The organism is Rhodococcus sp. LMD, assembly GCF_056108245.1.
Window position 1 is genome coordinate 2,399,751 of record NZ_CM148557.1, and the last position, 11,397, is coordinate 2,411,147.

Consider the following 11,397-nt stretch of genomic DNA (forward strand, 5'->3'; position numbering starts at 1 on the left):
GATTGCTCGCCAGTAGGCCAGTACATCTGCCGGCCGGTCGGGGACGCTCGCCCTCGACGATTCCTCGTGCCGCCGAGACACAGGACTCTACGTACCCGTGACGGCAGCCGGAATCAGCGACGTGCGTCTACCGCTCCACGTCACCACCAGCTCGTCGCGCGCCCGGCTCGCCGCGACGTACAGCAGCGACCGCTCCTGCAGCATCGCCTGGTCCTTCTCCTCGTCCGGAACGGCCCGCAGCGCCGCGATCGACGGAACGTGCGCCTCGTCGACGCCGGCGAGAACCACGCGCGAGAACTCCATGCCCTTCGCCCGATGCATGGTCAGCACTTGCACGTGACCGGGTGAGGGCGGGTTGTCGTCGAGGGCGCGAGCCTCGATCCCACGCTCGCCGAGGGCCCGCACGAACCGGCTGCGGTCGTCGATGCTGCGGGTGAGGACGGCGACAGCCTCCGGTGCGACCCTGTCCGTTTCGATCCACCGACGCACCTCGGCGGTCACCTTGTCGAGCTCGTCGGCCTGATCCCGGCACTCGACCAGCCGCGGGTTCGGTCCGCTGCGGGCCGACCGGTACTCGGCGGTGGACTCCTCGCCCTGCTCGAGGTCCTTGTACTCGGCGCCGGAGAGGATACCGACGGCGAAGTGCAGATTCTGGGCGGTGGTGCGGTAGTTCAGGGTCAGGCGCCGGGACCGACCGACGATCTTGATGCCGAGCCGGCCGAGCACGACGGGCTGACCGTAGATCCGCTGGTGCGAGTCCTCGGCGATGAACAGATCGTTCGGCCCCTCGGCGACCAGGGCACGCAGCAGCGCCCAGTGCGTGGCATGCAGGTCCTGCGCCTCGTCCACGACGACATGGTCGACGAGCGGCCCCGTACCGGACTCGTTCCGCAAACGCAGGTGTTCGGCCGCGACCGCGAGGACCTCCGCGAAGCTCAGCGTGCCGTCCATCCGGCTGTGCCGCCGATACGCCTCGATCAGTTTCCACACGGCGATGCGCTGGGGACGGCTCAACCGCACTCCACGTCCCGGCCGTGCCACCTTCGCGTACTGCTCGAGCGTGGTGACCTTGTGGGCGAGGACGACCCCGACGTACTCGTTGTCCAGGAAGTTCGGGGCGGCCAGCTTCGCGTCGAGTCCGCTGTCGACCGTACCGATCACCTCGCGCCACACAGCGTCGGTGCGGGTACGGGCGTGGCCGAATTGGTAGGCGACGCCGAGCACCGCTTCGCACGCCGGGCCGGGATCCTCGGCCTGGTCCAGCACCGCCTTGGCCAGCGCGTCGATGCCGCGGACGTAGATGCCCGGCTCTCCGGGTTTCGAGGTGAGCGGTGCCGTCGGGTCGAGCGAACGCAGGTCGGCTTCGAGACCGAGTGCGAGAGTCTTGTTGAAGGTCGTCAGGACGATGCGGGCGCCGGGATTCTGCCGGGCGAGGTGCCGCGCCCGGTGGATCGCGACGACGGTCTTGCCGGTGCCGGCGCCACCGGACAGCCGAAACGAACCGCTGAAGTCCTTCTCCACGTATTCGCGCTGTTCGGGGTGCAGGAAGGTGCGCCAGGCACCGAAATCCCCGCTCTCGATGACGCGGCGCAGTTCCTCGTTGTCTTCGATGTAGGCGAACTGCATCTTCGAGACCGGGCGTTCCAGCGCTTCGAGGATCTGCGCGTCCTCGTCCTTGCTGGTGTCGACGGGTGTGTCGCTGAATCCGTGTCGGGCGCGGATGTCGTCGATGCTGATCCCGGTGGCCAGCTCGAGCAGGGCGCTGCCCTCCCACTCGAGCGCCTTTTCGGCCACCTGCAGGATCGCCTGATCGTCGGGGGCTGCCATGGCCAGTTCCGCGATCGCGGGGTCGATACCGAGCTTGCCGGTGAGGTCCTCGAGCGTGAAGCCCAGGCCGACGAGGAAGGGCTGGGCCTCGGCCGGGGACGCCTTCAATGTGCGGTCGAGCTCACCGCTCGGATCGCGCACGAGGACGCGCTTGGTGCGGTCGCCGCTGCCGTCGAGCTCGCCGATGATGCCTTCGAGCGCACCGTTGATCGGGTTGACGCGCAGGGTCGAACGTTCCGCGAGGCTGTTGGCTTCGTCGTGCGGCCACGTGCCCATGTAGATGTAGGTGGGATCACCGAACCGATCCTCGACCTTGAACAGGATGGCCCGGTAGTGCAGGTCCACCCGTCCGGTGCGGACCCGCGGATCGACGGCAGCCTTGAGTGGCTCGATGTGCAGGCCCGGGGCGGTGTCGTCGGCGCTGAGCTTCTCGAAGAAGTCCATCACCTTGTTCTTGACGGACCGGTCGAGCTTGCGCATCGCCTTGTTGTTCGACGCGATGACCAGATTCGCCACCTACAGCACCCCGTTCTTCCTCAACGCCGCGACAATCTCCGTCACGTCGGGCGGGCACAATGTCCACCCCCTGTCGGCCATCGTATGTGCCTCGGTTTCGGTTACATCCAGAACCACTCCGACGCGCGCACTCTCCCATGCGAAGTCGAGCACGTCGCCGTCGTCGGTTTCGTAACCGAGTCGGGGAACGGGCAGGTTCGGCTCGGCGGCGAGCGCCTGCACCAGCGTCCGCTCGGCATCGGAGACGGTGTCGTCGAGCACCGCCTGCCATTGCGGAGCCAGCGGCTGCTCGGCCTTCGGGGCGATCGGACCCGCCGGTGCGGTCGCCGCCTCCGCGAGCAACGTGCGGGTGGTGATCCGATGGCGCCCCGCGATTCCGAGCCAGTTCGACAGACGCAACCACTCCTTCCAGGCACGCCCGTCCGGGCTGTCGAGTGCTTCGTCCCGGTCGTCGACGGCGAGGACGGCGGTGGCGGACCGGTCCGCAGGCGACGTCACCGCCGCGGTCACCACGAGGGGTCCGTCGACCAGGCTCCAGCAGACGTCCGAGCCGGCGCGGGCGAACGGCGGGGAGCCGTCGAGCGCCGCCAGCGCGGATTCGAGCACGGTCTCGGCGACGGACTTGGCCCGATTGTCGCGGCGGACGAACAGGTACGGCATGGCCCGGCTGAACGCCTCCCATCCGTCGACATCGGGTTCGACCATGAACTCGAGCAGCTGCGTCACCGGGTCCTTGACGAGCAACTTCAGCAGTCCGGGCCGGACGTGGAAGTTGGTGGTCACCACCCGCGACGCGGATTCGTCGAACCAGGGTGGGTTCTGCTCGTCGCCGTTCTTGAACCGTTGGAGGTCCTCGTGCCCGAACGACCACACCAGGTACCCGGATTCGCGGAGACCCTCGCGTTTGCGGGCGTCGTCGGCCACCCGGTTGCACTCCGGTGAGGCGTGGAAGGCGCGGCCGTCGGCGAAGACGGCGATCGGTGGAATCGCACTGTCCGTGGTTTGGACGACGAAATCGGGCTTGACGTTGTTCACCAGCACCTGGGGGAGCAACGACCACCGGCGGACCTTCTTGCCCGGCAGGGTGATCGTCGCGGACGGGCCGTACGTCCCCGGCTTCTCCACCACCGCCGCGCCCATCCCGCGCAGCCGTCCGACGAACGCGGTGTAGAAGTCCTTCTCGAGGAACGACTCGTCGCTGCCCGGAGGGGGCGGCGGGGCGTCCTCGACGATCGCGGCCGTCCAGTCGTCGAGGTCGGGCTCGGAGTGCGCGCCGGCGTCGAGGATGTCGTTGAGAATCTTCAGCGCGGTCGTGCGGGAGACCTTGTCCAGCTCGTGCGGCGGCGCGAACGGCAGCAGACAGCGGTGGCAGGCCAGCCGCTCCTCCTCGCGGCACGGGCATTCGCGCACCACCTTGCGGGCCGCGGCGAGCATCTCCCACACCTTGCCCGGGTCGGCGAACTCGGCGAGGTAGCCGGTGCCGCCGGGCACGGTGTCGTGGATCAGCAGGGCCCGACGGTCCGGGGCGTGCAGGGCGTCACTGATCGTGGCAACGTCGAGGTGCTCGGGCGAACCCCCGATCACCTGCCGCAATCCGAGGAGGATCGCGGCGCTGAGGCTGGGGTGGGCGAAGTTGTCGTACTCGAGGGCCGGCGGCAGATGCAGCAGAACGCCCTGGGTGCGCAGGGTGCGGGCGATGGCGATCTCCCGCACGTCCTCGGCATCGGCAGTGCGCAGCCGGCACCACGTGCGGTGCTCGTGGGCGTTGTTGTGCCCCGCAGCGGTGTCGAGTTGACCGCACGACGCGCAGACCCGGAAGAGCCCGGTGGTCGATTCCTGGCCCGCGACGACCCGCTTGCGGCCCTGCGAGGCGCGTCTGCCGAGGTTGAGCCAGCGAATGTCGAGGCGTCGCAGGTACTCCACCCCGAAATCCCGTCCCTGCGCGAACCACGCCCGGCCGACATGGGCGGGGTCGACGTCCGCGGCGACCGCGACGGTGAACTGTTCCCGGTGCCGGTCGTCGCGGCTGTCGTTGATGGTGGCCTCGTCCCGGCGGACCTCCGCCGACACACGCTGCATCTCGACGACGTGCAGTAGCTGACTGACGTCGGCGATGGCCGCGTTGTGGCAGCGAAGGCAGGTCGAGACCGGCTTCGGCTGGGCACCCGCCGGAGTGACGGCGACCCAGCCGCACTGGGGGCACACCTGCCACGTCTGAACGTTCGACTCCCCGGTGCCCAGGTCGACGGCGTCGATCTTCACCGCCAGGCCCTGCGCGTAGAAGGTGGCGCCCGGCGCGAGTTCGGTGAGGGCGACGCGCGAGCCACGCTGATAGCTCATCGACTCGCCCATGTAGGCGGAGCTGTCGGGATCGATCCACGACACACCGACGTCGAGGGTCACCGAGTCGTCGAGCAGGGTGTAGTTGGGCAGCACCCCGTAGGCCTCGAGGACCGAAATCCAGTACGAGTCCGTGATCGAACGGATCTGTGCGCCGAGGAGTTTCCGGGAGCCGTGAGCGGTGCGCAGCGCCCGCCGGTCGTCGTCGGTGGCCGCCGGGGACGACGCCTTCTGCTCCAACTCGGGAATCCGATCCTCGACGGCGCTGCGCCGGGATGTGAGTTCCGCGAGATCACGGTTCCACCGATGCACGGTGTCGCGCAGGTGTCGGGCGAGCCCGCTCGGCTGCTCGTCCTCGCCCGGGGAGACCCACCCGGTGAGCGCCGCCTCGGCGTCCTTGCTGAGCAGCCCGCCGAACTGGTCCAGGAATGCGCTGCTCAAGGCGGTGGCGTGGGCATCGGCGTAGGCGATGAGGTCCGCCATCCAGGTGCCGTCGTCGAAGCCGGCGAGCGCGGCGCGCGCGTCCCTCGGCGCGGTGCGCTCCGGGTCGCGGGCGAACCGGTCCACGATGTGCGCGACGTACTGTCGCTGCAGGATCTCCTCGGCGTTGAGGAAGGTCGCCGGCGGTCGCACGTCGCCCTGGATCACCGACAGTGGATCGAACAGCTTGGGCAGGTGCTCGCCGCGACCGCGCACATAGGCGAGGACCAGCGAGTTGCCGGTGAGGCGTCCGGCGCGGCCGACCCGCTGCAGGTACGACGCCACCGAACGGGGGAGGGAGCCGAGCATGACGGTCGACAGATCGCCGATGTCGATGCCCATCTCCAGGGTCGGGGTCGCCACCAGCACGTTCGGTGCCTGCGGATCGGTGCCGGCGGTCTTGAAGGCCGTCTCGTACTTCAGCCGGGTCTCGGTCGGCAGCAGCGACGTGTGCTCGCGCGCCACCACGCGTTTCATCTCCGACGAGTCGTACAGGCGACGGTAGAAGTTCTCGTGGCGCGGCGCGCGGCGCAGCGTGCCGGGGCAGCGCACCAGCAGGCACGGCGCGCCCTCCATCTCTCCGACGACGGTGGCGCTGCCCGGGACCGGCGTCTGGCACACCTCGCACACCAGCAGATGCCCCCGCGCCTCGAGGTCCTCGAGGTTCGGGGCGGAGACCTGCACGGTGGTGGGCTGCAGCCCGTAGACCGTGGTTCCGGTTTCCGTGGTGACGGTCTCGAGCACCCGCTGTTCGGTCAACACCGCGAACAGCGCCTTGGCGAGAAAGGCCCCGTCGTAGGGCGAGACGTCGAGGCAGCGCGACGCCCACCGCGCGTACCAGGACGACGGCGACGTGACGGTGTCGAACCCCTCCGGCAGCGAACGGGATCCGGAGCCCGACGCGGGAAACGCAGGCGCGGATCGGCCTTTCGGGAAGGCGGGCATGCCCTCGCCGCGCGGCCGGCCACCCCAGACGTGGTAGCGGTTGGCGTTCTTCTCGAGGTAGCGCCGCAGCCACTCGTGGTGGATGCCGCCCTGGGTGCGGATCCGTTCGACCGTGCCGCGCACCCACCGGGCGAGCGCCCGGCTGTCGACCGCCGGCAGGTCCGGGTCGTCGGCGAAGCTGAGCTGGTCCCCTCCCCGTGGGTCGTCGAACATCGCGGACTGCGCCGGTGCGCCGAAACTGTCGATGAGCCTCAACTGCAGGTGCTCGGTCTGCGCGGCGGCAAGCCGGCCCAGGGTGGCGGCGCGTCCGGGGGGACCGAGGTAGACCTCGGCGACGACGCTGCCGGTGAGCTCGAGGGTGCGGCCCGTGCGGGACTGCAGACCGAACTCGAGGACGATGTCGAACTGCAGGCGGCGCTTGGCCTTTCGTTCGGCCGCCCGGCGGGAGCTGTGATGGGCACCGGGCTTCCAGAACGGGCTGAACTCGTCGCGGTCGACGACATCGGGGGCCAGCAACTGGTACCGGCGCACGGGATCGTCGCCGGCACGGGAGACGACCGCCTGGCACAGCTCGGTCAGGTCGAGCGGTCCCGCCGCGACAGCGCCACGCAGCGCCGAGCGCAGACTCAGGCTGTGCGAACGCGCCTGGACGAACCCCGCCCGGTGGGCGGCGTCCTGCACGCTGTCGGTGAACATCAGCGCCTTCTTCTCGCCGGCGTCGAGGTTCCTGTCCCCGAAGAGGTTCGACAGGGTCACCGACAGTTGGGTGGCGACGGCGCTGCCCAGGAAGCGGATGCCGTCGTCGGCGCCGCAGGCCGGGCACACGTCCTTGGTCGACTTCTCGTCCGAGTCGGGGCCGGTGAGCGTCAGGATCGGCAGCACCCGGCCCTCGAGCATCTCGTCGCTGTCGGGATCGGGGGCGACCGCGAGGATGTCGCGCTGCTCGATGTGGAACCAGCGCAGACCCTCGACGTCCCGATCGAGCTGTGCCTCGGTGGGTGCGGAGATCAGCGCACGGAAGCGGGCGAGGCCGGCGGCGTGGTCGGCGCGGATCGCGTCGTCGGTCACGTCGAGGGCGTTGCCGGTGGGGCCCAGCCGGGCGCCCCACCCCGAGCGGCCGCAGTGCCGGCAGAAGATCGCCGGCAGATACAGCTCGTGATCGCCCTCGGTGTCGCCGTCGTCGGACCACGCATAGCAGGTGGTGGGGCTCACCGCGCGGTCGATCCGGCTCAGTTCGCGGATCCACAGATGCACGTGCACGTCGAGTGCGGCGCGGCCGACCTCGGCCCGCACGTGGGACAGCAGCGCCAGCAGGTGATCGAGGAATCTCTGTTGCAGCGCGGTCGTCCGGCGTGCGTCCCGCTCGAGCGGTGCAGCGGGGAACACTCGCGCGGCGAGGTCGGCGAGGGAGGTGGCGTCGGTCGCGTGGGTGAGGACGGCAGCCACGAGCGGGTGCCCTTTGAGCAGGTCGAGCACCTCCGAGGGAGCACTGACGACCTTGAGATCCGCCTCGGTGAGGGACCGGTCGGTCGCGATGTCGTCCGTCCGCTCGAACAACTCGGCAAGCACGGCGCGCGCGAGGACGACGTTCGCGTCCCGTCCGGAGTGGTCGGCCGCGGCCGCGGCGTGGATCCGGTCGACGGCGTCGACGATCACCGGGTCGATCGGCCGGTAGAGCCGGTCGGTGCGCCGGTCGGCGAGCCACTGCTCGACGCCGACACGGGTCTCACCGATCACCGCGGTCTCGTCGAATCTCTCGCCGAACACGGTGTGCGCGAAGCCGAGCATGGCGGTGGGATCGGTCTTGGATCCGAGCGTCGCGGACGTCGCGACGGGGGTGAGCTTGCCGAGGGGGCGGGCACGGTCGGAATCGGTGACCTTCGACGAGGCCGTCCAGTAGCTCTTGACGGCCAGCCCGAGACGCCGCAGCAGCATTGCGACATCGGTGCCTTGGGCGCCGTCGTAGGTGTGGAACTCGTCGAGGACCAGATACTGCAGGGAGTCGGCGGACAGCTCCCACAGCGGCGCATCGGCCGGCCGCAGCAGCAATTGGTCGAGCATCTTGTAGTTGGTGAGCAGAATGTCGGGCGGCGCATCGCGCATCAGGGCGCGGTCGGTGATCAGCCCATCTTCCGACACACGGGTGCGTCCGCTTGTCGAGTGCTCCCCGGTGTAGAGGCCGGCGGTGACACCGCCGAGTTCGGAGTTCGTGGTGATGAGCCGGGCGAGGCGCTCGGCCTGGTCGTTGGCGAGCGCGTTCATCGGATACAAGATCAGCGCCTTCATCCCGGTGATGCCGGCCTTCTTGGCGCGCAGCACATGGTCGAGGATCGGGACGAGGAATGCCTCGGTCTTGCCGGAGCCGGTGCCCGTGGTGACCATCGTCGGCTGTGGGCGATCCTGGAACTTGGTCGACAACCGTTCGAACGCGCGGGCCTGATGCCCGTAAGGGGTGAATCCGGTCGGCCACCAGTCGAGGTGCATGCCCCAGTTGCCACCGGCCGGTGCGAACGGAAGACGCAGCCGCACGTAGGGGCCTTTGAACATGCCGTTGTCGGGATCGCCGATGAAGTCGGTCAGGGCGCCCTGAGCATCCGGATCGGTCAGCGCGAACGTCGTGGCGAGATAGTCGGTCAGCCCTTCGCGCAGGTGCTCGGCCTGCAGTGTCGGCAGCAATGCCCCCATGACGCGCTCGCGGTCCTTTCACGCTTCGACAATTCGCCTGCGATTCGATCATGGCACCTTCATCGTGTTGCCCGGGGCACGCCGGAAGGGCAGAATCCGACGGCGCCGGAGACGACCGCAGCAGTCGTCGGGGGCCGGTTCGCGCGACGTCGGGGGGCGGGATGGGGAAAGAACACGACCACGTGGTGGTCGTCTTGGACGACCTGCGGACCGTTGCCCGCAGGTTCGAGGCGGTGGGGGAGACGCTGCGGCAGCGTGCGGCGCACCCCGCGCTGCGCACCGCCGACGATGCCCTCGTCGGCACCGCGGTGTCGGCGGCGTTGCGGCATGCCGACGCACGTGTCGCCGCGACGCTCGGCGCTCTCGCGGAGGCGATGACCGGTCTGGGATCGCTCACGGCCGAGTGCGCCGCCGCGTACGCCCGCTGCGATACCGAAGTCGCCGCGGAGCTCGCGCGCCTCGCCGGAGCATCCGATATGCCGCAGACGTGTCGGACGTGAAGACCTCGCCCCCACGTAGCCTCGTCGAGTCGTGGAACCCCGGCGCGGTCGTCCATGCCTGCGCCGACCTGGACCGGACCGGCGAGCTGATCGACGACGGTGTCGATTCCCTGCGACGCGAGATCGACGCCCTGCATGGCAATGGGGCGTGGCGCGGCAACGCGCAGGCGCCGACCGCATGCGACGTGTCCGGACGGCGGTGGCACGGGACGCGCACGCCATCCATGATCTTCGCGCGACGATCGCGGCCGGGCTCGGCGCCTTGGAGCAGCGCCGCCGCGAATTGCGGGCCGTCGTGGCCGACGCGGAGGCGGCCGGGGTGGCGGTCGACGACGATTGGTCGATCCGTGCGGCCGAATCGATGCCTCGGGAAGTGGTCATGCAGTGGCGGCAGACCATCGACGACAGACGCGTGGCCGTCGAGGCCGCCGACGGCGCGGCGGCGCAGGACATTGTTCGCGCGGCAGACGCCCTCGCATCGCCGGAAACGATCCGAGGATTCGTGCCCGTCGCGATAGGAGTGGCGGTGGCCGTCGATGCGGCGGCCCAGGCGCTCGTCGCTGCGGGTGTGGTGTCGCTGGGTGCGCTCGCCTTCGCTCTGGTCGACCGGCTCGGGGCGGACGCGTGGGAGGCGATCAGCGACGCGATACCGGGTGACTTCTTCGCCGATTCCGGTCCGGTCGACCAGGATGGCGTCCGGGAGGTTATACAGGAGAACACCGAGCCCGGTCGCAACAAGCCCAACCGGCAGATGGCCACCGAGGAGGAGATCCGGGACTTGTACGACCGACTCGCACAGGAAGGCCGGGCGATCGACACGGGATCGTACGCGGGCAGGGCGGTGGTCCTTCCCGACGGCACCGAGGTGAGAATTCGGGAGTCGAGCAGCTCGGGCGGCACCACCATCGACGTGGTGTTTCCGAATCTGAGGAGAATGAAGGTGCATGTCGCATGATCGATCCCCGGCTCGAGCATTTCCTGCTCTACGAACTGTCCGACGACTGGATGCCGCTGGGATCGTTCGTCGCCCTGACGGAACGGATCACCCCCGACGACTGCTCGTCCGGTCGGGTTCTCGCGATCATTCGCGACCTGGCGGAACGCGGATATCTCCGTCTCGGCGGCTGGCCCGGAGACGGCCGGCCGTGGGAGCCGTGGGACGTTCCACTGGACGAGGCGATGGACCGGATCGCGCACGGCTTCAACGGTGAGGTCGGCTACCTGGAGGCATCCCCCCGTCAGGCGGCGACCACGGAGGTGTTCCGCGCGGAGATCACCGCCCTCGGCGAGACGCGGCTGCGCGAACTCGGTGATCCCTACGATATCTACGGAGACCCGTGGTGGGACGATCCGAACATGCGCGCGGAGGGGGAGTTCCCGGCGTGGCAGGACTGAGCCCGATCCCGACCACCGTGCCGTGAGACGCCCCTGCGCGACGACCCTGGCTATCCGCCCGCAATAGGGTCTGCTCGGCGAACGCCGGAGTTCTTGCCGTGCATCCACGCGATCATGTCGAGCACCCGGACGGCCGGGACGGTGCCGTCGAGGCCCGCCGCGTCCCGAAGCGACAGCAGTCGGGCGTGCAGCTGGCGCCCCTCGGCGCGCAGTGCGCGTCGGGTCGGCTCGAGGTAGGCGCGTTCGGTACCGAGGACGTTGCCGACCACCGCGTCGTAGATCGGATACAGCCGGGGGCGCTTGCGCGCGATCAGCTTGGACGCGGTGGTGCGGCCGACGCTCGGCACGGTGCGCAACGCCTGCTCGAGTTGCCACACCGGTGAGGCCGGAGTCATCTCCTCCTCCTCGTCGACGAGGTCGCGGTCCGGCCCGACCGCGGTGAGCAGCGCGCCGAACTCCTCGCGCCGCTCGGCGAGCAGCATCCGTGCCCCTTCGCCCGAGACCCGGACCGACAACAACGTCACCGCCACGAGATCATCGGCAGTGAACACGTCGACGTCCGTGGTGCGTGTGCCGGTGGAATCCCACGTATCCCATTGCACCCCGGTACGTGTGCGTCCCTGGTTGTCCTCGCGGCAGTACTGCCGAAGCAGGGCCACGGCTTCGGTGTCGTCGGTTTGCCGGAGGGCAGGCGGCAGAGTCAGCATGG

General features: G+C 69.6%; 6 protein-coding genes. 3 read left to right on the forward strand and 3 right to left on the reverse strand.

What is annotated here, in order from left to right; genetic code table 11:
* Nucleotides 1–87: 87 nt before the first annotated feature.
* The gene (locus ACWPQI_RS11270) at nucleotides 88–2,343 is read right to left on the reverse strand and encodes a 3'-5' exonuclease (protein WP_474738808.1); all 2,256 of its coding nucleotides are present in this window, start codon (nucleotides 2,341–2,343) and stop codon (nucleotides 88–90) included.
* The gene (locus ACWPQI_RS11275) at nucleotides 2,344–8,793 is read right to left on the reverse strand and encodes a DEAD/DEAH box helicase (RefSeq protein WP_474738809.1); all 6,450 of its coding nucleotides are present in this window, start codon (nucleotides 8,791–8,793) and stop codon (nucleotides 2,344–2,346) included. It lies immediately after the preceding gene.
* A gap of 182 nt (nucleotides 8,794–8,975) precedes the next feature.
* Between ACWPQI_RS11275 and ACWPQI_RS11280 the strand changes: the two genes are divergently transcribed.
* The 3 genes from ACWPQI_RS11280 (at nucleotide 8,976) to ACWPQI_RS11290 (ending at nucleotide 10,688) form a co-directional block, all read left to right on the forward strand.
* On the forward strand, nucleotides 8,976–9,293 hold the full coding sequence (locus ACWPQI_RS11280; protein ID WP_450151797.1) for a hypothetical protein: 318 nt from the start codon (nucleotides 8,976–8,978) through the stop codon (nucleotides 9,291–9,293).
* A 199-nt stretch (nucleotides 9,294–9,492) separates the two neighbouring features.
* Nucleotides 9,493–10,248, forward strand: coding sequence for a hypothetical protein (locus tag ACWPQI_RS11285; protein WP_474738810.1), 756 nt, complete (start codon nucleotides 9,493–9,495; stop codon nucleotides 10,246–10,248).
* On the forward strand, nucleotides 10,245–10,688 hold the full coding sequence (locus tag ACWPQI_RS11290) for a hypothetical protein (protein ID WP_474738811.1): 444 nt from the start codon (nucleotides 10,245–10,247) through the stop codon (nucleotides 10,686–10,688). The genes ACWPQI_RS11285 and ACWPQI_RS11290 overlap by 4 nt, the downstream gene beginning before the upstream one ends.
* Before the next feature lie 50 nt (nucleotides 10,689–10,738).
* Here the strand turns inward: ACWPQI_RS11290 and ACWPQI_RS11295 are convergent, their stop codons facing one another.
* Complete coding sequence (locus ACWPQI_RS11295; protein ID WP_474738812.1) at nucleotides 10,739–11,395, reverse strand: DUF6308 family protein; 657 nt, start codon at nucleotides 11,393–11,395, stop codon at nucleotides 10,739–10,741.
* Nucleotides 11,396–11,397 lie beyond the last annotated feature (2 nt).

Coding starts and splice junctions, on each gene's coding strand:
- ACWPQI_RS11275 (WP_474738809.1), bottom strand. CDS start 8,793: ATGGGGGCATTGCTGCCGACACTGCAGGCCGAGCACCTGCGCGAAGGG.
- ACWPQI_RS11295 (WP_474738812.1), bottom strand. CDS start 11,395: ATGCTGACTCTGCCGCCTGCCCTCCGGCAAACCGACGACACCGAAGCC.
- ACWPQI_RS11290 (WP_474738811.1), top strand. CDS start 10,245: ATGATCGATCCCCGGCTCGAGCATTTCCTGCTCTACGAACTGTCCGAC.